General features: G+C 42.6%; 19 protein-coding genes. 5 read left to right on the top strand and 14 right to left on the bottom strand.

Annotated features, from left to right (window positions below; all coding sequences use genetic code 11):
• Nucleotides 1–172 precede the first annotated feature (172 nt).
• From AC623_RS02115 to AC623_RS02060, 12 genes are all read right to left on the bottom strand, one after another.
• The gene (locus AC623_RS02115; RefSeq protein WP_049660073.1) at nucleotides 173–1126 is read right to left on the bottom strand and encodes a DMT family transporter; all 954 of its coding nucleotides are present in this window, start codon (nucleotides 1124–1126) and stop codon (nucleotides 173–175) included.
• 1270 nt (nucleotides 1127–2396) lie between these two features.
• Nucleotides 2397–2627, bottom strand: a complete 231-nt coding sequence (locus tag AC623_RS02110) for a twin-arginine translocase TatA/TatE family subunit (protein ID WP_049660068.1) — start codon at nucleotides 2625–2627, stop codon at nucleotides 2397–2399.
• A gap of 68 nt (nucleotides 2628–2695) precedes the next feature.
• Complete coding sequence (locus AC623_RS02105) at nucleotides 2696–4141, bottom strand: alkaline phosphatase PhoX (protein WP_049660066.1); 1446 nt, start codon at nucleotides 4139–4141, stop codon at nucleotides 2696–2698.
• A gap of 442 nt (nucleotides 4142–4583) precedes the next feature.
• Nucleotides 4584–5012 (bottom strand): hypothetical protein, encoded by a 429-nt coding sequence (locus AC623_RS02100; protein WP_156186984.1) that lies wholly within the window; start codon nucleotides 5010–5012, stop codon nucleotides 4584–4586.
• 11 nt (nucleotides 5013–5023) lie between these two features.
• On the bottom strand, nucleotides 5024–6403 hold the full coding sequence (rlmD, locus tag AC623_RS02095) for a 23S rRNA (uracil(1939)-C(5))-methyltransferase RlmD (protein WP_082174302.1): 1380 nt from the start codon (nucleotides 6401–6403) through the stop codon (nucleotides 5024–5026).
• 209 nt (nucleotides 6404–6612) lie between these two features.
• Nucleotides 6613–8427, bottom strand: coding sequence for an ABC transporter ATP-binding protein (locus AC623_RS02090; RefSeq protein ID WP_049660062.1), 1815 nt, complete (start codon nucleotides 8425–8427; stop codon nucleotides 6613–6615).
• Nucleotides 8408–10150, bottom strand: a complete 1743-nt coding sequence (locus tag AC623_RS02085) for an ABC transporter ATP-binding protein (RefSeq protein ID WP_156186983.1) — start codon at nucleotides 10148–10150, stop codon at nucleotides 8408–8410. The genes AC623_RS02090 and AC623_RS02085 overlap by 20 nt, the downstream gene beginning before the upstream one ends.
• A 73-nt stretch (nucleotides 10151–10223) precedes the next feature.
• Nucleotides 10224–11414 carry an MFS transporter gene (locus tag AC623_RS02080; protein ID WP_049660059.1) on the bottom strand — a complete coding sequence of 397 codons (1191 nt, stop codon included), beginning with the start codon at nucleotides 11412–11414 and terminating at the stop codon, nucleotides 10224–10226.
• On the bottom strand, nucleotides 11411–11851 hold the full coding sequence (locus tag AC623_RS02075; protein WP_049660057.1) for a MarR family winged helix-turn-helix transcriptional regulator: 441 nt from the start codon (nucleotides 11849–11851) through the stop codon (nucleotides 11411–11413). The genes AC623_RS02080 and AC623_RS02075 overlap by 4 nt, the downstream gene beginning before the upstream one ends.
• Nucleotides 11852–12380: 529 nt before the next feature.
• The gene (locus AC623_RS02070; protein ID WP_049660055.1) at nucleotides 12381–13295 is read right to left on the bottom strand and encodes a diacylglycerol kinase; all 915 of its coding nucleotides are present in this window, start codon (nucleotides 13293–13295) and stop codon (nucleotides 12381–12383) included.
• Nucleotides 13296–13384: 89 nt separating this feature from the next.
• Nucleotides 13385–14203, bottom strand: coding sequence for an arylamine N-acetyltransferase (locus AC623_RS02065; RefSeq protein WP_049660053.1), 819 nt, complete (start codon nucleotides 14201–14203; stop codon nucleotides 13385–13387).
• Nucleotides 14204–14301: 98 nt separating this feature from the next.
• Nucleotides 14302–14865 (bottom strand): thioredoxin family protein, encoded by a 564-nt coding sequence (locus AC623_RS02060; protein WP_049660051.1) that lies wholly within the window; start codon nucleotides 14863–14865, stop codon nucleotides 14302–14304.
• Nucleotides 14866–15101: 236 nt separating this feature from the next.
• On the opposite strand from AC623_RS02060, the gene argC reads away from it, so the two are divergent.
• The 5 genes from argC (at nucleotide 15102) to AC623_RS02035 (ending at nucleotide 20259) form a co-directional block, all read left to right on the top strand.
• Nucleotides 15102–16139 (top strand): N-acetyl-gamma-glutamyl-phosphate reductase, encoded by a 1038-nt coding sequence (argC, locus tag AC623_RS02055; RefSeq protein WP_049660048.1) that lies wholly within the window; start codon nucleotides 15102–15104, stop codon nucleotides 16137–16139.
• A 21-nt stretch (nucleotides 16140–16160) separates the two neighbouring features.
• Entirely contained in the window at nucleotides 16161–17393 is a 1233-nt protein-coding gene (gene argJ / locus AC623_RS02050; RefSeq protein WP_049660047.1) for a bifunctional ornithine acetyltransferase/N-acetylglutamate synthase, read from the top strand.
• Between the two features lie 64 nt (nucleotides 17394–17457).
• A complete protein-coding gene (argB, locus tag AC623_RS02045; protein WP_049660044.1) occupies nucleotides 17458–18228 on the top strand; it encodes an acetylglutamate kinase in 771 nt (256 codons plus the stop codon).
• Complete coding sequence (locus AC623_RS02040; protein WP_049660042.1) at nucleotides 18225–19391, top strand: acetylornithine transaminase; 1167 nt, start codon at nucleotides 18225–18227, stop codon at nucleotides 19389–19391. Before argB ends, AC623_RS02040 begins: the two co-directional genes overlap by 4 nt.
• A 244-nt stretch (nucleotides 19392–19635) precedes the next feature.
• Complete coding sequence (locus AC623_RS02035; protein WP_049660040.1) at nucleotides 19636–20259, top strand: LysE family translocator; 624 nt, start codon at nucleotides 19636–19638, stop codon at nucleotides 20257–20259.
• Between the two features lie 141 nt (nucleotides 20260–20400).
• On the opposite strand, the gene AC623_RS02030 is transcribed toward AC623_RS02035, so the two are convergent.
• Complete coding sequence (locus AC623_RS02030) at nucleotides 20401–21144, bottom strand: TPM domain-containing protein (RefSeq protein ID WP_053104188.1); 744 nt, start codon at nucleotides 21142–21144, stop codon at nucleotides 20401–20403.
• Nucleotides 21144–21722, bottom strand: coding sequence for a LemA family protein (locus tag AC623_RS02025; RefSeq protein ID WP_049660038.1), 579 nt, complete (start codon nucleotides 21720–21722; stop codon nucleotides 21144–21146). The genes AC623_RS02030 and AC623_RS02025 overlap by 1 nt, the downstream gene beginning before the upstream one ends.
• Nucleotides 21723–21804: the final 82 nt, after the last annotated feature.

Below are 21804 nucleotides of genomic sequence, written 5' to 3'. Positions count from 1 at the left end.
TCACTATTATACGATAATTATAAGCCATTTAAAAGTAAGTAAAAAGGAAGAAATTTTTCCATAACACTAATATACAACAAAATACGACTTAAATCGAGCTTGCCGCAGTAAAACCGCCTATCAGCATCCGGATAGTTCGTGACCGCGACCGTTTTCCTATAAAGAATACTAATCAATTCTTTGACTCTTTTAAATTTCCTGAAACGAGAATAGAACCTAACAATACAATTAATGCACCTATAATAAATTGTAAGCTAACAGGGGTGCCAATAAACAATATTGAAACTACTATAGCCCAAAAAACATAAGTATTGTTAAGTGATTGACCCCTAGCAGCACCAATTACATTAATAGACATGTAGTATAAAGAATAATTGGCAGTTCCTAATAAACCTGCTATGACTATTATCCAAACGATCTCAGATGACACTGCTTGAAATACTAGAGAATATCCATGAATAAACGGAATAATTAATATTGCATAACACAGTGCTGAGACCATCTGCCTTATATTAATGGCGTATAGAGGAACAACCTCTTTTCCTTTCATTCCCCACGCACCAATTACCCCTTCAAGCCCCCAAAATATGGCAGCTCCTAATGAAAACAGTATTCCTGTGAAGAAGTGACTATCGATGCTAAATTTTGATGGCATATAGGCTAATATAATTACTCCAGTCATACTCAAAAAAACACCAAACCAAGTTTTTCTATTCATTTTTTCCTTCAAAAAAATGAAAGCAAGTACAGCACCTATCCCAGGAAAGATAGAAGAAATACTCGCCGCATACGTTACTCCTGCATATTGGATACCAAGAAAGTAAAAGGTCATGGCCAAAGGCCCGCCGCACACTGCTCCTAAAACTAAAATGGCTCCGCTCTTTGTTTTTAACAGCCTTAACACGTTAATAAATTCACCTTTTACAATCATAAGCAAGGATATCCAAAGGGCAGAGAAAAAGTCATGCATGAAAGCGGCTACAATTGGAGCAAGCACAACCGCCTCTTTAAAAGGTGTACTTGCTATTATAAGGCCGATGATCACCGTATCTATTCCCCAGGCGACAGCCGAAGCAGCTCCTAAGCCTATACCTTTTCTAGCTTCTTTTATATTTTTTACATTCATCAACTCTACCTCCTCTCCAAAAATTATTTCACCAGAATTCAGCCAAATGAAGAATCAGCTTTATTTCCTGATGAATCATTTCACTCAACTCTTAATAAATGATCAATCACACTATGTGAATGGTGAGGATAGGAAAGAGAATGTCACTTTGCCGCAACCTTCCGGAAAATGCAAACTAGCGCATATACGCGCGTACCATTGCTTATCGCTTCTCCGTGCCAACTGGCAATTTTGTATTTAGTTTGTCTATCAAGAGTAAAACTTATACCTCTCCCAGCAAAGCAATATAAAGCTCAAATACTTGCTCAGCTTTCTTTTCCGAATAGAAGACAGCCCGTTCTTTACCAGCCTTCATATCAGACGAAGAAAATTGTAAAAATAGGCTAAATAAAGAAAGAGAGAAGAAATGAAGCTCTCTCTCTCAATCTAATTGTTATAGATGTCCCTGCTTCTTGATATTTTAGAACCTTATTTTGACGAAATGTATAAAAACAACCGAGGAAATGGTTTGGGGATCATATTTAACAACGATGATTTTGTGTGAATTTAGCAGGTGACAAAGGACTCCATCAACTGAAAACTATCCATAATAGATTCACCTAGGAAAATAAAGAATAAATGAACAAAAGACGTTTGAAGGGGGATGAAATGGATATGAAACAAAAATATAACCTACAATATTATATATCAATATAACTTTTATGTCAAATGAGCTAGAGAAGAGGCACGCTATTAACCTCAAGATAACCATTTATTTTTATGAAATTAACGACATTTCTACTTCCATTAACTATATTAGAATTAGTTTTCGCATTCTTTCTCACAATAATATTCAGTTAGACAAGAATCTCTAAAAAAAGACTTAGATATAAAAACACCTCGTAATCGTTAATTGTGTTTAACAATGACGAGGCAGCTCAATTTACAAGAGCTCTGGTTATTTAAAAACAAGAGTTAGCAGTCGTACTGCTTCACTTCAGCAGCATAACAGCTAATGACCTGTAAAAGGGAACCCTTTAAACCGATTTACATCCTCTCCACGAGAAGACGAGCGGAATCAGCGATTAGATTAGTTCCCTTCTACTACAATTAGCTTAGTGGCTGCTTCCACATAGGCAGAATACTGACCACTACAGCAAATAAAAAAAGACAGACGAAAGTTCTCTGTCTTAAATGCTCATTCTCGCAATTGCTGAGCTGGCACTTTACATAAAAACCAAATGGGAAGATGTAAACAGTCTCTCCTTCTGCCACTTACATCCTTAAGGCATTAGCTCCCAATCTTACTTTCAGACTTTTCATGTGCTAGTACATTACTTTCCTCTTTCGGAGACCCCATTTCTTCCTTGTCACCGCTAACTAAATCATTCGTTGCTTTTTTGAATTCCTTCAAGGTACTGCCAAATGCCCGTCCAATTTCAGGAAGTTTAGAAGGACCAAAAATAATTAAAGCAATGACGAGTATGAGAACTAACCCTGGAATCCCAATATTTGATAGCATCAATTCCACCTCCTACAGGATGAATCGTTTTAGTGCCTGGTAACTCTCTACCTGTTGGAATTAAGTAATTATATTATCGGCATCCCGTGGCGTTCTAACGCGGCCGCTTCTAAAATAGACATTCCTTGTTCTTCAGCAAATGCCGCTAGCTTTTTAGAAACTACAGGTGCAAGATCTGCCGGTGGTGCTGCATGCCCCATTGCCCGTTGACGTGCTGCATTTCTACGGGCAAAAGGCCCCCATATCGCAAAAGTAATACCAGGTGTTTGCATATTTACGAAGAAAGTATTCCCGTCTGAAGAAAATGCTGGTCCCGCAAATTCAGATCCGTTCATCTTATTCTCGGCGAAAGTGTAAACATTTCCTTCCGGTGTAAGCCCAACGATTCGGTCATTTCCGCCTCCATCTTCCGCAATCCAAAGGTCTCCCCAAGGAGTAATGGTAATATTGTCTGGCATTTCTAAATCATTCTTATCTGTAGATTCATAGAAAAGCTCTAATGTATTAGTAGCTGGGTGATAACGATAAACACGGCCAAGTGCTTTACCGCCGGCACTTGTGTCATCAAACCAGAATACTCCTGCAGAGAACCATGCCCCTTCTAAGCGGCTAAATTGAATACAGCCTTTATCTTTTGCATCTTGTTGTGCACGTTCAGGATTTACTTCCTTCCATACGACACCGAATTTTTGCCCGCTGTAAAATTGGCTAGCAGAAGAAGTTGGCAATTCTTCAATGGCTGCTGCTTCAAGCTTGCCTCCTTTTTGAAGGGACCCAAGCTTTTGGCTGCGATCATTTGGTGTAAATCGATAAAGGAAGCTTGGCGACGCGTCTTCAGTTAAATACCAAATACCTGTGGAAGGGTCAACGGCGCATGCTTCATGAGAGAAGTAACCCATATCACGAATAGGTGTTTTAGACATTTCATTCTCTGGATCAAGGGGATTCACTTCAAAGACAAAACCATGGCCCATATTACGAGTCTCTTCACAAGTTAACCACGTGCCCCAAGTAGTAGGACCGCCGGCACAATTGCGGATTGTCCCCGAACTAGATACGTATTGGTTAATAATTTCGCGATTTGGTCCAACAATTAAAGTTGTTGTTCCACCAGCTGCACCATTGTTCCACGGGTTTTTTCCGTTTACGGGATAGTCTGCATTCGTACTATTCTCATGGTTTCTTACAAGGATTGTTGTGTTTTTCTCTCCTTTAAATGCCGCCATTCCATCATGCATAGAAGGGACTCGGTCACCGTTCGGCATGATGTCTCCAGTTTGAGAAAGCATCTTGTAGTGGAATCCCCGCGGAAGGTCAAGAATGCCATTTGGATCCTTTACAAGAGGGCCATAGCCGCCAAAGCCGCTCGTAGGATTATGATTGGCTGCAGCTAAACTCTGGGTAGCTCCATTTAGTGATAATAGCCCTGTTGTTCCTAACGTTAAGGCTACCGCACCCACACCTCCGACTTTTAAGAAGTCACGCCTGTTTAAACCATTATTACTAGCACTCATCAACATTACCCCCATAACTTATTTTCTTAAGGATGCTATTTGTTAAAGCAAGCTCTATTAAAAAAGTTAACAGATGATTCTAATAAGTTTGTTAATTTACTGTAATTTTAGACTTAATATCGGAAAACAAAGCAATGGTATGGCAAATAAAGGACATTATTGGAAGTCGAGGCATACATAAGTAATGTCTAGAAGTTAAAAAGCACGAATAAAGTAAAATCTAGTAAAAAAAACTAAAGATTAAAGACCCAGATGTAATAAGGGACTCTTTCAAATATATTAATCTTTTGTTAAATAGTCTTAGTTGTCTTTAAATTCTTGTGGAATTTAGTTCAATTTCTCATGCATCATCACTCCCTAATACTGTTAGAGGCTAATGTATCAACATTCAAACCAAAATTACTCAAAAAAAGCCAAGTAATCTACTTAGCCTTTAACAAGTTTAAGATACTTTAAATTTATTTGTATCTATACATAGAAAATCCTCAAGCTCTAAAGAGGGCATACTTTGTAACTCAATATGAAAATCATCTATTTTTAATTTCTTCTTTCGAAAATCTAATCTTAATTTCTTGGCACCCACTTTTACATTTGTATGCAAATAAACGTTAGTTGGTTTTATAACATAATAAGAGCCTATCCTTATGGATGTATCGTAAATGGCAAGTTCTCCAAACGCGTTAACTTTACATTCCGATACAATACTTAGAATTTCTTCAATATTATTCACCTTCTCCAAATCTTTTATTCTGCTTTCACAAATGGAGCTTTCAAGTCTTAATGAATTAAGACGAACCTTTCTAAGATTAGATAAAAACGGTATTAAAATAAAAACAAGAGCCTTTTCTAAAGGGAAAGGCTCTGTACTCACTGTTGCATCTATTATTTGTCTTTTCTTACGAGTAGTGAACAGCACTCCACATGTGTTGTCTGCGGAAACATATCCACTGGCTGCACTTCCATCGTTTTGTAGCCGCCGTCTTCCAATATACGTAAATCACGAGCGAGTGTAGCCGGATTGCAGGAGACGTAGACGACTTTTGTCGGTTTCATGTCAATGATCGTCTGCAAAAGGGATTCATCACAGCCTTTGCGCGGCGGATCAACGACCAACACGTCTGCTTTGTTTCCTTGCTTGTACCATTCGCTAATCACGTCTTCGGCTTTCCCAACAGCAAATTCAACGTTATGAATACCGTTCAATTCAGCATTTCGTTTAGCATCTTCAATCGCTTCTGGAACTACTTCGACACCAAAGACGCTTTTCGCTTTTTGTGCAAGGAATAAAGAGATCGTACCGATACCGCAATAAGCGTCAATTACAGCTTCAGTTCCGGTGAGCCCTGCATATTCAAGCGCCTTGTCATACAGCACTTTCGTTTGCACCGGGTTCACCTGGTAAAAAGATCGAGCTGAAATGGCAAACTTCACGCCTCCGATGTAGTCGTAGATCACTTCGTTTCCCCAGATCACTTTTGTTGTGTCGCCCATAATCACGTTCGTTCGTTTGGAATTAACATTATGAACAATCGATTTTACCCGTGGCAGCCGCTTAATGATCTCCTTCACAATCTGTTCTTTATGAGGAAGATCAGCTGTCCGGGTAATAAGCACAACCATGAGTTCCCCTGTTTGTTTTCCATAGCGTGCCATAATATGACGAAGCACACCTTTATGCGTTACTTCATCGTATGCTTTAATGCCAAACTCACTGCAGATTTCTTTTACTGTCTGAATCGCTTCATTGACCTCTGGCAGCTGGATGATACTTTCATTCGTATCGACAATTTCATGGCTGCGTGGTTTGAAGAAACCAGCAATCAGCTTGCCATTTTTCTCCCCAACAGGTACTTGAGCCTTGTTGCGGTAATACCATGGCTCTTCCATGCCTAACACAGGATGCACCTTTACGTCCTCCAATTTCCCGATCCGGGTAAGTACTTCACGTACTTGCTTTTCTTTAAATTGCAGCTGTCCTTCATAGCTAATGTGCTGCAGCTGGGTTCCTCCGTATTTATGCAGGTCAGCAGCCGGGACATCAACCCGATGCGGGCTTCGCTCAAAAAGCTCCATTAGCCGGCCGAAGCCATACCCTTTATTAATCTTTGTCACTTGGATACGGCCCGTCTCTCCCGGCAGCGCACCTGCCACAAACAGCGGGTAGCCCTCTACCTTTGCGACCGCATTCCCGTCATGCGTTAAATCTTCAAATTCCACGTCTATCACTTGATTTTTTTGAACAGGGGCTTGAATTTTTGCCACGATTATCCACCCTCTTTGGTTTTTCTTAAGAATCGAAAGTTATTCTATCATATATGTAAAGCCATTCGCAAAAAAGGGGCGATTCATGATATAGGTTCCTCTTTTCTTGATAAAAGAGTACTCTGTCATGATAAACCGCCAACCTTCTCCGATAAACAAAGCAGTTCTCCTGATACTCTTCTTTCTTCACACAAAAAAAGCCCGCCCCTTCACTGCTTTAAAGCAGTGGGAGACAGGCTTCCGGCATAGCCGGCATATTGTCCTTGTTCCTTTATAAGCTCTTCATGATTGCCTCGTTCCACGATCCGTCCTTGATGGAGAACAAGGATTTGATCGGCTTGCCGGATCGTGTTCAACCGGTGGGCGATTACGACGGTTGTACGGTCCTCCATAAGACGGCCGAGCGCTTCTTGGATATACATTTCTGTAATCGTATCGATACTGCTCGTTGCTTCGTCTAAAATGAGAATAGCCGGATCTGCTAGGATCGCTCTCGCAATGGCGAGCAGTTGTCTCTGTCCTTGGCTAATACCAGTGCCTTCATGCTGGAGCTTTGTTTCATAGCCGTCCGGCAATTTCATGATGAATGTATGAGCATTAGCAGACTTAGCCGCCTCTATCACTTCTTCATCCGTTGCCTCCAAACGGCCATAGCGAATGTTTTCTTTAATCGTTCCCTCGAATAAGAAGGAATCCTGCAGCACGAAGCCCATATGCTTTCTCAGCTCCTGCCGTGAAATATCAGCGGTATTGCAGCCATCCACAAAGATCGCCCCACTGTCCGGATCATAAAAGCGGGAGAGCAGATTAATAATAGTTGTCTTTCCTGAACCAGTTGGCCCAACGAGCGCGACCATATCCCCTTGGTTTGCTTTAAAGCTGACTTGCTTAATCGTTTCGTTCCCTTTTTCGTATGAAAAAGAAACATTGCGGAACTCAATGTCTCCCCGGACTTCATCAAGACGAATTCTCTCTGCTTTTTCTTCCTCTTCTTTTTCTGTGTCTAAAATATCAAAGACCCGCTCTGCCCCGGCAATCGCAGAAAGCAATGTATTAAATTGGTTCGCCAGATCATTAAGCGGCCTTGTAAACTGGCGGGAATATTCAGCAAAAACGACAATCACCCCGACAGTCACATAACCGTGCAGCGCCAACAGTCCTCCTGCTCCGGCAATTAACGCGAAGCTAATGTTATTCAGCATATTCATCAGTTTTGGGATAAAACCAGAGTAGGTCTGCGCCCAAAAGCCGGCTTCCTTTAACTTTTTATTTTTATCATTGAATGCTAACGCAATTTTTTCCTCCCGGGAAAACATTTTTACAATATGCTTGCTTGATACTGTTTCTTCAATAAATCCGTTCAACTCGCCTAAATGGCGCTGCTGCTCCTTGAATAGCCGGCGTGTCCGGCGTGTAATCCAATTCATACCGATATAGAGAAGCGGCACGATTAATAAAGTAACAGCCGTTAGCACCGGACTTAAATAAAGCATAACCGCGACGGCTCCGGTAAGGGTCAGAACGCTCGAGGTAACTTGGATGACAGAGCTGTTCAGCGTGCTGCTAATATTTTCAATATCATTCGTTACCCGGCTCATCAGCTCTCCATGCTGGCGTTTATCAAAGAAAGACAGCGGCAGCTGATGAAGGTGTGCAAACAATTCTGTCCGCATCTCAAATACTGTTTTTTGGGCAACCCCGACCATCCAGTAGTTTTGTAAAAAGATCGTCAAAGAGTACAAGAGATACACAACACCAAGTAATGACAGCAGCAGTACCAGACCTTTTTCATCTTTCGTCATGATAAAATCATCGATGGCCATCCCGACAAGATAAGGTCCGAGCAGCCCAAGCGCGGAGCTTGCTGCTACCATCAGAACAACGAGAAAAAGCAGTCCCTTTCTCCTTGCTAAGTATCCAACTAATCTTTTCAAGGTTGGCACTAGCTCTTTCACTTGCGGCTTTGGCCCGAGGTGAGCATGCCGGCTATGTGGATGGGCAGGCTTAACGGCTGACCTTGACATGCGGCATCCCTCCTTTTCCATATTGGGAAGCTAACAGGCGGCGATACAATTCACTGCCTGCTGTTAATTCTTCATGGCTGCCAGATGCCGTAACATGGCCGTCTTCAAGTAAAATAATTTGGTCGGCCTGCAATGCCGTACTAATTTTTTGTGTAATGATGATGGTTGTACAACGTTCCTCTCGTAGAGCCGACAGTAATTTAGCTTCTGTCTGCACATCTAGGGCACTCGTACTATCATCCAGCAGCAGTATAAGCGGCTTACGGATCAGCGCTCGTGCAATCGACAATCGCTGCTTTTGACCGCCTGATAGGTTGACACCTTTTTGGCCAATCATCGTTTCATATTGATTCGGCAGCTGTTCAATGGTTTCGTGTATCTGAGCACGTCGGGCCGCATCTATTATTTCTTCCATAGAGGCATCTTCTTTCCCCCAAGAAATATTCTCACGGATCGTCCCCGTGAACAAATGAGATTCCTGAGGAACAAAGCCGATTTGCTCACGTAACGCGGCTGGCTGAACCTTGCTGATATCCTGATCATCAATGAAGATTTTGCCCCTATCCGGCTCATATAGGCGGGGAATTAAATAAAAGAGCGTTGATTTTCCCGAGCCGGTTGCACCTAAAATAGCGGCTGTTGTTCCGGGCTGAACCGAAAGTGTAAGATCATCAAGAACAGGCTCTCTTCCCCCTAGAAAAGAAAAGCTTACATCGTCAAACTGGATTTTTCCTCCTTGAGGGTAGAAATCGTTCCCTTTCAAGCGCTGATCCGCTTCTTCTTCCGGCTGCTCTAAAAGCTCGCCGATCCGCTGTCCTGAAGCGCGCGCTCTTGAAAAAGCCATTAAAATAAACGTAAACATAGATAAGGAAGAAATAATTCTCGTAGCATAGTTGATAATCGCCACAATCTGACCCGCTGTTGCCGTACCATTTGTAAATTCAGCGAATCCAAACCATAAAATAGCGATGAGACTGCTGTTCATTACGAGCAGCAAAACAGGTGTTGTTGTCTCTACTGTGCGCAAGACACGGGTCGTCTGTGCCATAAGCTGTTCACTCGCCTGCTGAAAACGGCTGTTTTCGTATTTCCATCTCAGAAACGCCTTGATGATGCGGATACCCGTTAAGTTTTCCTGCATCACATTATTCACACCGTCAAGCCGCTGCTGAACGGACCGGAATAAAGAAGCACTTTTCTTTAGCATTTTTAATAGAAACATAATCATCGGCGGAATCGTTATGAGTAAAACAATCGTCAGCTTTGCATGGATGAGCAAAGCCATCACTGTTCCGAAGACGACCATCAACGGAGCTCGCAGCATGATGCGTAAGCTCATGAAAACGGAATTTTGCACCTGGGTGACATCATTTGTCAGCCTTGTAATTAAAGAAGATGCGGCAAATCGGCTATAGTTGGCAAAAGAAAATGACTGGATTTTATCCATCATTTTCTCCCGTAAGTCAAAGCCAAAGTTCTGACCGACATGAGCGGCTGCGAAGGAATTAATAATACCGGAAGCAAAGGCTAGTAAAGAAGTGCCTAGCATAAGCCCTCCCCATTTATAAACAGCTCCCATATCATGCTGTACGATTCCTTCATCGATGATTTTTGCCATAAACAATGGATGGGTTAGTTCAACCGCCAGCTCTACAAGCATTAACAACCAAGCAAAGGCCATGTAATTCCTATATGGTTTTAAATAAAACAAGACACTTTTCACGGCAGACTTCCCCTCCTATTGGCGCAATGTCACAACCGTATTTTTACCAGTATAGTCCAAGCAATGCGCATCATCAAACCATTTGGCGCTTCTTCTTCTCCTGCCTGCCATGCAGCATTAAATAAACGAACAGACCAACGATCACATAAATCGCACAATAAGCATAAAGCGTTCTAAAGCTTATTCCTGTAACGGCCCAGCCGATAATGAAGGAGCCGAGACCAATGCCGAAGTCAAATACAGATAGGAATGTAGCGGTCGCCAGCGCTTTTTTCTGCGGTGCTGCTTCCTGAATAGCGATCGTCTGGAAACTTGGGAACAATGTGCCCCATCCAACACCAATCATTCCAGCTGTCACAAGAAAGATAAGAGCTGTTTCTGCTTGGCTGAGTAAAAGCAGTCCAGCCGCAAAAAGAAAAATAGCTGGGTAGACAATAACATTGGCTCCATACTGATCAAACCATCTGCCGGTAAACGGACGGGATAAGAGTAAAACAACGGCATAGACAATAAAGAAATAGCTGGCTACCTCTCCGACTTGAATTTCTTCTGCGTAAACAGAAACGAACGATAAAATAGACGAATACGCAATCGAGAAAAAGGCTCCCACTATGGCAATCGGCAGTGCTGAAAATTCAAATAAATCTCTTGGATTGAATTTCACTTGAAAAATAGACATCACGCGGATGTTATTCTTGCTTTCTACTACATTCACTAATAATCCAGCAATCAGTGCAAGCCCTGAAATTACGATACACATAGTGAACATAACTAAGCTGCCCCATTCCCGCATGACAGTCAGTCCTAAGAAAGGACCAATAACCATCGCCAGATTTGTAGACATCACGTAATACCCCATTCCTTCTCCACGTCGGGAACCAGGAATGATTTCAGCCACCATGGCCCCTGTCGCTGTCGTCGCCATTCCAAAGCCAATACCATGAATGAAGCGAATGACTAACATCATATTAAGCGTGTCGGGAAAAAAGTATAATAGCGATGCGCCTAGAAAAATAACTTGCGAACTGATTAAGACAGCCTTCTTTCCAAACTGCTCAATCCATTGACCAGCAAAGGGCCGAACAATAATAGCCGAAATTAAAAAGAATGTAGTCAGCAATCCCGCCTGTGCAGGACTCCCTCCTAATTCTTGAATAGCATAGATCGGCATCGTAACTAGTAAAAAATAAAAAGCAACGAACAAAAAGAAATTGCTCGCTGATACACTAATAAAATCCTTCGTCCATAAAGGCTCCTTATTCATTTCTTTTCTTCCTCTCCTTGATGACTTTCCATTGCAGATAACCATTCTGTCATAAGTTTCTGCAGTTGCTGTTGGTGTTCTTTTGAAAAACCTCTAATCGTTTTTTCGTTCATTTTTAATACAGCCTGTTCCCACACGGGATACTCTCTTTCAGCCAGCTCCGTCAGCTCAATAAATTTCACCCGCTTATCTTGGCCAGGCACCTGCCTGACGTATCCTTGCTTGACGAGACGCTGAATCGTCCGCGTCATCGGCGGTGCTTCTACAGCTAAATACTCACTAAGCTCTTTTTGTGTGAGCCTTCCCCTTTGCTTTAGCACATACAACACCGACCATTGCGCACTATAAAGGCCGTATTCTTGCAAGACCATGTTATTGTGCTTCATAATTTGCCGGGATAACTGGTGAACAGAGTGGAATAAAACATGCAGCTCCATATCTCTTCTCCTTTAGTTACCTAGGTAACTATTTTTTCAACTTTCTTATTGTAACACAGTTTTCTTAAAAGAAAATAAAAAACTGCCAAAAAATCGGCAGTTCAGCTTATAAATAAAAGAGAAATTAAGGGCTGCTTCCATCTTACAGGCTAAATGGGGCTAGGGAACACGCTGTTCCCGTTGAATTAGGCTTTTTATGAAAGCATATTTATCACTTCAAGGTTTCTATCTATTTATTCTAAAATAGATTGTACGGCTATCCTAACTTTTTAAACCCTGTTGATTGGAATGAAAAGCGCAAAAACTCCTCCATCATGCATTCGCATGATCTCGTGCGATGCGAATTCAAGGGTGTTATTCAACGTCCTGCGGGATCAGCGGGACAGGTGAGATCCCGCAGGCGTTTCGCTTTCCGCGAGGAGGCTCACCGCCCGCCTCGCGGAAAGCGAAACGCCTGAAATGGAAATCAACAGGCCCCCATTCACAGGCAAAATAAAAACTGCCGAAAAGATTCGACAGTTTTCTCTATTTAGTAAATCCGGTCTTGCGGTCGAAGCTGATCGACCGGAACAAAGACTTCAATATGACGGTATAAGTTTTCAAAGTCTGCCGGCAATGATCCACCTGGTTCTCCATCTAAATTCAGCAAGACTTTTTCCGGTGCATGTACTTTAATACGATTTGCCTTCGTATAAATGACATGAGGATCATTTAAGTGCTCTCCTCTTAAAGCGAGAGAGGCAATTCGAATAAACTCAGCTAAGTTTGTTTTCTTCAAAATCAATAAAGAGAACAAGCCATCGTTCACAGAAGAGTCCGGCGCCAGCTTTTCAAAGCCGCCCACAGAGTTTGTCAGCCCGATTAAAAACAGCATAACCTCTCCTTCAAACAACTTGCCATCATATTCAATCGTTACCTCTGAGGCTTTAATAGAAGGCAGCATTTCAATGCCTTTTAAGTAATATGCCAACTGGCCAATCATCGTTTTTAACTTACTTGGCACTTCATACGTAAGCTCCGTCAGACGTCCGCCGCCAGCAATGTTGATAAAGTATTTATCATTCATTCTTCCAATGTCGACCGGAATGGTTTTTCCAGTTGTGATTACATCTACAGCTCCATCAATGTCGCGGGGAATTTTCAGGGCTCGGGCAAAGTCATTTGTCGTTCCCATCGGAATGACACCGAATTTCGGACGATACTCCTGACCAGCTAAACCATTGACGACTTCATTCAGCGTGCCGTCGCCGCCAGCAGCGATGACGATATCAAAACGGCGTTCTACCGCTATCCTGGCAGCTCTTGTGGCATCACCTGCACCAGTGGTAGCATGAGCGGATGTTTCATAGCCGGCTTCTTCAAGCCTTTGCAGTACTTCTGGCAAATTCTTTTTGAACAGCTCCCGCCCTGAAGTAGGATTATAAATAATACGTGCTCTTTTCATGTCTATCCATCCCAGTCTCATTTATGATCATGCTTAATTTTACCATTCACATTTCCGTTTTATATCTTACTACGTTTTATGCGAAAAAGCTATTTCTCACTCTGTGTCTCTTCATCAAATACATAAATGCCCCGATCCGCTAAAAAGACGAGTGACTCTTCTATTCCCTTTTCATCAAGCTGGAATGCTTCCGCTACTGTACTTATCCATTGAGCCGGCTCACGAAAGTGGTATTCTCTAATATCCCGGTAATTAATCACTTTGAGTGTCTCATTGCGCAGAAAATAGCAGTTATTTCCTTGAAAACGGACAGCTGAAATCCGCCTCATCGTAATATTGTTGTTACTATCTTTATAAGACTCTTCAATATCTTGCTGCAGCTCTTCTTCCGTGAGCGGCTCCCAGATAATCTGTTTTGTCACAAATGTCTTTCCATGAGACCGCCGTTCCAGCTGAAATTCCTTCTCATTACGGCCTGTAAAAATAATTTCTTCTCCAAAACCATGAAGAACGTGCTTTGGTCGGCTGTTTAGTTCAATAGGGCGTGTAATAGGCGACCCGTAACCAACATCTACGTAAAACTTCCTGTCAGCCATGTGAACCATAATCGCTGCATGCCCCGGCAGTACACGAACAAACGAACATGAAAAGCCTAGTTGTTCAAGAAGCCTCGCAAAATTCATATTTAACGAATAACAAGTGCCTCCCCATCCCCTGCTTTTAAGATTCTCTACAAACTGAGTAAAGGTCGGCACTTCGCACCCTTGTTCATTAAAATAGTGAAATTTACTAAACGTTTCATATGGTATCAGCGACAAATGGTGCTGGATAAGCCGCTGCAAATAATTTAAGCTGGGTTTTTCTCTATTCATTTTCAGCTGTTTTAAATATGCTGATACAGCATCCATGTGTCCACCTTCCGTTCTTTCATTTATCGTACCATGTCGTTTGCCGTTTTGCGAAAGAAAAGCAGGCTTCGGAATTTCTCCCGAAAGCCTGCCCTCTATTAAAACAACCGTTCAGCCAATGACGTTTTGATACTTCGGTATACTTCCTGCCACAACTCTCTTTTCGTAAGGTATGCCTCTTGAAGCTCCTGGTACATCTCTTTCTGCCTGTCCGCAAAATCTTCATGATCAAGCGGCGGCAAGCTGGACCGTTTGCTGTTTACAAGTTCCTGCAGCTCTTGAGCACGGGGGCCCCAGACGGCTTTCTCTTCTCCCTGTTCATTAATAAAAATAAAGATCGGGATAGCCCGGGACGTCCCATTCGTCAAATATTGATCCATCAGCTCTAAGTTTTCATCTCTATATAAGAAGCGAACTTCCATGTCAGAATGATGCGCGATTTCTAGTAAAATCGGTACGTTTAACATCGCATCACCACACCAATCTTCCGTCAGTACAATCACTTTTAGTTGTTCTGCCTGCAGACCTGTTAAAAAAGAAGCTTCGTCCTTTTGAATTTGAAAAGAGGATTGAATTTGTTTAACTCTTTCCTTATTCTCTTTCATATTTTCAATATACTCATCCGCTGGGATGCCTTTTTGAAACCAATCCATCAAATTCATGGTCTTTTCCTCCACTTATTGATCTAAGAAGCTTCATACTTCTTCTTTGTTATTCGCTATTCTTCCCAGAAATCCTTTTATTCTTCTCTGAATTATAAAAGGATCTCTCCTTATTATCTCATAAAGTGGAGCTTTTTTCTAAAAGTGGTTGATTTAATTTGTTAACCAACTTATAATTATAAAAAAATATTAATATTTATGTATTTAGATAAATAAAAATACAACAGGAGGCCACAATGAAAGCAGCAGTTATCGGGGCTACTGGATATGGAGGAATTGAACTTATACGTCTTTTATCCAACCATCCAAGCTTCACCCTTCATTCTGTATATTCATCGAGTAAAGATCAAGTACCGGCAACGGATGACTATCCCCATTTAAAAGATATTTGTCCACTGCCTTTAATGAAAATCGATCCTGAGAAAATAACAAACGAATGCGACGCCGTGTTTCTCGCTGTTCCTTCTGGAGCTTCAGCCGCCCTGTCGCCTAAGTTATTAGAGAACAGTACGAAAGTGATCGACCTATCAGGTGACCTACGTCTAAAAGAGCCGGAACATTATGAAAAATGGTACAAAAAAGAACCGGCTGAACTGAGCGTGCTAGAACAAGCAGTATACGGTTTGACGGAATGGAACCGGGAAGCAGTCAAAAATGCAACACTTTTATCTAATCCGGGTTGTTATCCGACAGCCGCCTTGCTAGGCCTTGCTCCTGCTATCCAGGCAGAGGCAATTGACAGCACCGGAATTATCATTGATGCCAAGTCTGGTGTATCTGGTGCCGGCCGCGGACTTTCCCTTGCTGTCCATTTTGCAGAAATGAACGACAACTTTAAAATCTACAAAGTAAATCAACATCAGCATATCCCTGAGATTGAGCAGCAGCTGTGCCTCTGGGATAACAGTAGCAGCCCAATTACCTTTTCTACTCATCTTTTGCCTATCACTCGTGGAATTATGACAACAACGTATGCCCAAATGAAAAAGCCAATGACTACAGCAGAATTGCATCAGTTATATGAAGAAACGTATCAAAATGACTTTTTTGTCCGCGTCCGTCCGCTAGGAGAGTTCCCTGGCGTAAAAGAAGTCGCCGGTTCGAATTTCTGTGATATCGGAGTGGCCGTTGATGAACGGACGAACAGAGTCACCATCGTTTCTGTTATCGATAATTTAATGAAGGGAGCAGCAGGCCAGGCCATCCAAAACGCTAACCTGATGTTTGGCTTTGAAGAAACAGCCGGCTTACGCGGATTCCCAATCTATCCATAATCACTTTAGGAGGTAACAACTATGCCTGCAATAAAAGAAACTACTCATATAAAGGTGCTGCTACAAGGCTCGATCGTCTCACCGAAAGGGTTTTCCGCTGCCGGACTGCACGCCGGTCTGCGTCACTCTAAGAATGATTTAGGTGTCATCTTTAGTGAAGTCCCCGCTGAGAGCGCTGCGGTTTATACGACGAGCCATTTCCAAGCAGCGCCAATTAAAGTTACAAAAGACAGCCTGGCCGTTGAAAACAAGCTGCAAGCTATCTTGGTCAATAGCGCCTGCGCCAATGCTTGTACAGGAAAGCGCGGTCTCGCTGATGCTTATCAAACACGTCAGTGGCTTGCAGAACATTTAAATATTCCGGAGCACTTGGTCGCTGTTTCTTCCACTGGTGTCATCGGTGAATACTTAAAAATGGATAAAATGAAAGCCGGTATTGCGAACTTGCAGCCTGCCCCGGAAGCAACGGCAGCCGAACAATTCGAGGCTGCTATTTTAACAACCGATCTTGCCACAAAAAAGTGGGCCGTACAAGCAACGATTGACGGTAAAACCGTCACAATGGGTGGAGCCGCAAAAGGGTCCGGGATGATTAATCCAAACATGGCCACCATGCTTGCTTACGTTACAACCGATGCAGCTGTTGCTTCCGAACATTTGCAAACAGCCCTAAGCGAAGTCACAGACCAAACCTTTAATCAAATTACGGTTGACGGTGATACATCCACAAATGACACGGTCGTTGTCATGGCGAATGGTTTGGCAGGCAACGCCCCGCTTTCACCTGAGCACCCGGAATGGCCGGTCTTCCTCTCTATGCTTCACGAAGTTAGTGAGCAGCTCGCCAAAAAAATTGCCCGCGATGGCGAAGGAGCGACAAAGCTTGTTGAGGTAGAAGTACTTGGTGCCGTGTCTGATGAAGAAGCAAAAAAAGCCGCTAAGGAAGTAGTTGGCTCCAACCTCGTCAAAACAGCCGTTTATGGTGCTGATGCGAACTGGGGCCGAATCATTAGTGCGATTGGCTATAGCGACATTGAAGTCAACCCGGAAACGATCGACATTTCCATCGGCGATCACCTCATTCTTTCTCAAAGCGAAGTAGTCGATTACTCAGAAGAAGACGTAATCGCTTATTTAAAAGAAGAAGAAATTAAAATTACGGTGAACCTTCACTTAGGAGAAGGCCACGGCTTAGCTTGGGGCTGCGACCTTTCTTATGACTATATTAAAATCAATGCAAGCTACAGAACTTAAATTTTTCTCATAAAAGGAGCCTGCAAACTACTGGCTCCTTACTATTTTTATCAAGGAGGAGCTTATGAAAACCATCGTTGTAAAGTGCGGAGGCAGTGTGTTGAGCGAACTATCAGAAGCGTTTTTTGACAGCATGAAAGAGTTGCAAGAACAAGGCTATGCCATCGTGTTTGTACACGGCGGCGGACCTGAAATCAATTCTATGCTTGAAGCGCTGCAAGTAAAAAGTGAATTTAAAAATGGACTGCGCGTTACTTCTAAGCAAGTATTGAAAACAGCAGAGCTTGCTCTTGCCGGCAGCTTAAATCGGCAGCTCGTCAGAATGCTTGAAAAGCACGGTATTCGTGCAATCGGTTTAAACTCAAGTGACAACGGCTTGCTCGAAGCTGACTTTATTAATCAGGAGCAGCTCGGCTATGTCGGTGATGTAACGGCGGTCAATAGTCCATTTATTCAATTGCTGTGCCAGGAACAGCTGCTTCCTGTAATGACTCCGCTCGCAGCAGGACCTAATGGAACAGTATTGAATATTAACGCTGATCACGCCGCCTGCGCAGTAGCCAACGCCTTAAAAGCAGAGCATTTCCTCATGGTAACCGATGTAGACGGTGTATTAAAGGACGGCGAGCTTGTACCGACACTCACAGAAACGGAAACGAAAGCACTCATTGACAAAGGCATTATTAGCGGCGGAATGATCCCTAAAGTCCACTCTGCCCTGAAAGCTTTTTCCGATCATGTGCAAAGTGTGCATATCGTTTCTGGCAAGAAAGCTTTTTATGAGCACGGTGAATGGCTCGGAACAAAATTTATTAAAGAGAAGGTGACAATATGAGCAGCTTATTTCCTACCTATGCCCGCTGGGATGTCACACCGGTCACAGCTAAAGGCGCCTGGCTGACAGATAAAAGCGGAAAAAAATATTTGGACTTTACGACCGGAATTAGTGTATGCAATCTTGGCCATGTGCCCGACAATGTGAAACAAGCGGTGAACGAACAGCTTGAAAAGTTTTGGCACACATCTAACCTCTTTCAAATCGAGCTGCAGGAAGAAGTAGCCAAACAATTGACGGCCGCTTCAGGTCTCGATTTAGTCTTTTTCGCAAACAGCGGCGCAGAGGCGAACGAAGCCGCGATCAAATTAGCTCGCAAAGCAACAGGACGGCCTAAAATTATTACGTTTATTGACTCCTTCCACGGGCGCACATTCGGCACGATGGCCGCAACTGGACAGGAAAAGATCAAAACAGGCTTCGGTCCAATGCTTGAGAAATTTGAGTATGTTCCCTTCAATGATTTGGAAGCTTTGAAAGCAGCGGTAGACGAAGAAACAGCAGCCATCATGTTTGAAATTATCCAAGGAGAAGGCGGCCTGAACGCTGGTGATCCCGAATTTCTCCTTCAAGTCGAACAGCTTGCTCATGACAACGGCTCGCTCGTTATTGTCGATGAGGTGCAAACAGGAATTGGACGGACGGGAAAACCGTTTGCCTTCCAGCATATTGAGCTTAACCCCGATATTGTTTCAAGCGCTAAAGGCATTGCCAGCGGCCTGCCGCTCGGTGCCATTATCGGCAAAAAAGAATTGGCGGAGGCCTTTTCACCTGGTTCACACGGTTCTACCTTCGGCGGCAACCCCGTCTCTCTTGCTGCCGCAAAAGCGACGCTTGACACCATTTTTGACAATGTCTTTTTAGAGGACGTGACGAAAAAAGGTGAGCACCTTTCTTCCCTGCTTACAGAAGGTCTTTCTTCTGTTCCACAAGTCAAAAAAATAAAAGGAAAAGGCTTGATGGTCGGCATCGAAATGAACGAAGAAGCAGCGTCATTCATTCCCGCGGCACGCGAAAAAGGACTGTTAATTTTAACAGCCGGTACGAATACCATTCGTCTGCTTCCGCCACTGAATGTAACAGAAGAAGAAATGAATCAGGCAGCAGCTATCCTTATCGAAACAATTAAGGAACATACATACGAGAAAACAGCTGGCCAATAACAAAAAAAGTGACTATTATAACGGATTATTTTTAAAGATGCTAACAAGTGATTCACATAAGAAAACGCTGTTGAGTTTGATTTCAACAGCGTTTTTTAATTTAAAAGACAGTTAAAAGGCTGGCGAGGCTGCAAAAAAAAGAATATGATTGAATTTTCAAAAATTACAATTAACAAAAAACTGAGTATGTGTTAAATTTTATTTTAAGAGATGACGTTTTACAGGTCAGTAGGAGGTGGAGAAAATGGATGAATTTTTTACGTTCTTAATCCTTTCATTATTTGTTGTGATGAGCCCAGGGATCGACACAGCACTTATTACGAAAAGGACCATTTCAGACGGAAGAAACGATGGGTATAAAATGGCTGTAGGGATTACAACTGGCTCTTTGGTGCATACATTTGCTGCTGCTTTTGGACTGTCAGCTATTTTGATGCAGTCCACTGTTGCTTTTGAGATCGTTAAATATGTTGGTGCTATCTACTTAATATATCTTGGACTGTCTTCTTTTCTCTCAAGAAAAAAGAAGACAGTTACCAGCATCAAAAAACAAAATAATGTTGAAATAAAAAAGTCAGCCTTTAAACAAGGTCTCTTCTCAAATATACTGAACCCTAAAGTTGCCATGTTTTTCTTAACCTTTTTACCTCAATTCGTGAAAACAGGAGAAAACGCAACACAACAACTGATTATAATGGGAGTGATTTACACACTGCTTTCTATTTCTTGGTTTTTTATTTATGTCTTTTTCATTAACTATTTACGTGAATGGCTGATGTCCCCAAAAGTTCAAAAGACAATGGAGAAAGCAACAGGTCTTGTCTTAATTGGATTTGGTTTAAAACTAGCCTTAGATAAACAACATTAAGGAATATAAGGGATTATTTCTTAATGCCTTTCCCGGGTTGATTGTATGTGAATTCACATGAAAAATCTTAAAAAATATTGAATGATCAACAAAGATAAAAGCGTGAATTCGTATGAGAATTCACGCTAAAATCTAATTAGATTACCAACTTCTGCCGGCACCGCCTCCGCCCGAAGAACCTCCGCCTCCACCACGGGGCCCTCCGCCTCCTCCCCCGCCTCCGCGGGACAGGATAGCAAAAAAGATTTGTGTTAAAAAGCCGCCGAAAAACTTCATATCAAGAAAAATGACGACGACGGCAATAATGATCAGCAGAAAGGGGTTCATCCCTTCTCCTTCATTAGCAGAGTAAGCTTTTGCATCCGCCTGTTGTCCATTCCAGTTGTATTCGGCCGCTGTTTCGTTATACAAAGCCTTATATGTGTTCATAATCGCTTCTGCCGGTGCTTCATTTTTTAGATAAGGAATAGCATATTCATCTAAAATCCTGCCGACCTTCCCATCTGGTAAAGCCCCTTCAAGCCCATAGCCGACTTCTACCCGAATATCTCTTTCTCCTTCGCCGCCTTCGGTTGTGAGAACGAGCAGAACACCATTATTCTCTTTTTTACTTCCTAATCCATACTGCCGAAAGGCTTCATTCGCATACTGTTCGATAGGCTTGCCTTCTGTCGTCGGCACTGTCAGCACAGCAACTTGAGCAGTAGTAGCATCTTCAAGCTGCCTCCCTAGCTGGATCAGCTCTGCTTTTTGCTCCGGAGACAACACACCCGAGAAATCCTGAACATAAATATCTCCTTGAGGCGCTGGTGCCGCCAAAGCAGGCGTAACAAATGATTGAATAGAAAGAATCACTGCTGCTAAAAAGAAAGCAGCTTTTTTCATCATTGCTGTACACCCTCAAAATCTACTTTTGGCGCTTCCTTCGCTCCTGCCTCGGCTTTAAAGTATTCTTTCTCATCAAATCCAAAGATGCCTGCCATCAAGGAACCAGGAAATCGCTTAATTTTTTTATTATAGGTCGCTACTTCAGCGTTATAATCTTGTCGGGCAACAGCTAATCTATTTTCCGTTCCGGCCAGTTCATCCATTAGTTGTCTGAAATTAGCATCCGCTTTTAACTGCGGATAGTTTTCAACAACGACCAGTAATCGGCTCAATGCTCCTGATAACTCGTCATTCGCCTCAGCCTGCTCTTTCGGAGAACCGGCTCCAGCCAGCTTGGCACGAGCATCCGAAACGTTTTTCAACACTTCTTTTTCATGACTGGCAAATCCTTTTACCGTATTCACTAAGTTCGGAATTAAATCCATTCTTCGCTGCAGTTGATTCTCGACCTGTGCATAAGCTTGATCGACATTTTCTTCTCTTTCAACCATGCCATTATAACTTGGGATCAGCATGGCTGCTAGCACTACAACGATAATGGCAATAATGGCTAGTGGTCCTAAACCTTTCCTCATCATCTTCACCTCTTTATTTTATCTTTTTGTATTTACCTCTTTTTATGCGACAGGAAACCAAAATAAAACACCTCTCTATGGC

Origin of the sequence: Bacillus sp. FJAT-27231 (assembly GCF_001183975.1) — a bacterium.
Classification (GTDB): Bacteria; Bacillota; Bacilli; order Bacillales; family Domibacillaceae; genus Pseudobacillus; species Pseudobacillus wudalianchiensis.
This window is presented reverse-complemented; position numbering and strand designations above follow the sequence as displayed.

Excerpts from the sequence above, each read along its gene's own strand:
- AC623_RS02035 (WP_049660040.1), top strand. The coding sequence starts at position 19,636 with ATGGATGAATTTTTTACGTTCTTAATCCTTTCATTATTTGTTGTGATG.
- argJ (WP_049660047.1), top strand. The coding sequence starts at position 16,161 with ATGCCTGCAATAAAAGAAACTACTCATATAAAGGTGCTGCTACAAGGC.
- AC623_RS02030 (WP_053104188.1), bottom strand. The coding sequence starts at position 21,144 with ATGAAAAAAGCTGCTTTCTTTTTAGCAGCAGTGATTCTTTCTATTCAA.
- argB (WP_049660044.1), top strand. The coding sequence starts at position 17,458 with ATGAAAACCATCGTTGTAAAGTGCGGAGGCAGTGTGTTGAGCGAACTA.
- AC623_RS02065 (WP_049660053.1), bottom strand. The coding sequence starts at position 14,203 with ATGGATGCTGTATCAGCATATTTAAAACAGCTGAAAATGAATAGAGAA.
- AC623_RS02075 (WP_049660057.1), bottom strand. The coding sequence starts at position 11,851 with ATGGAGCTGCATGTTTTATTCCACTCTGTTCACCAGTTATCCCGGCAA.
- AC623_RS02110 (WP_049660068.1), bottom strand. The coding sequence starts at position 2,627 with ATGCTATCAAATATTGGGATTCCAGGGTTAGTTCTCATACTCGTCATT.
- AC623_RS02040 (WP_049660042.1), top strand. The coding sequence starts at position 18,225 with ATGAGCAGCTTATTTCCTACCTATGCCCGCTGGGATGTCACACCGGTC.
- AC623_RS02060 (WP_049660051.1), bottom strand. The coding sequence starts at position 14,865 with ATGAATTTGATGGATTGGTTTCAAAAAGGCATCCCAGCGGATGAGTAT.
- AC623_RS02090 (WP_049660062.1), bottom strand. The coding sequence starts at position 8,427 with ATGTCAAGGTCAGCCGTTAAGCCTGCCCATCCACATAGCCGGCATGCT.
- AC623_RS02070 (WP_049660055.1), bottom strand. The coding sequence starts at position 13,295 with ATGAAAAGAGCACGTATTATTTATAATCCTACTTCAGGGCGGGAGCTG.
- AC623_RS02115 (WP_049660073.1), bottom strand. The coding sequence starts at position 1,126 with ATGAATGTAAAAAATATAAAAGAAGCTAGAAAAGGTATAGGCTTAGGA.
- AC623_RS02080 (WP_049660059.1), bottom strand. The coding sequence starts at position 11,414 with ATGAATAAGGAGCCTTTATGGACGAAGGATTTTATTAGTGTATCAGCG.
- AC623_RS02105 (WP_049660066.1), bottom strand. The coding sequence starts at position 4,141 with ATGAGTGCTAGTAATAATGGTTTAAACAGGCGTGACTTCTTAAAAGTC.
- AC623_RS02025 (WP_049660038.1), bottom strand. The coding sequence starts at position 21,722 with ATGAGGAAAGGTTTAGGACCACTAGCCATTATTGCCATTATCGTTGTA.
- argC (WP_049660048.1), top strand. The coding sequence starts at position 15,102 with ATGAAAGCAGCAGTTATCGGGGCTACTGGATATGGAGGAATTGAACTT.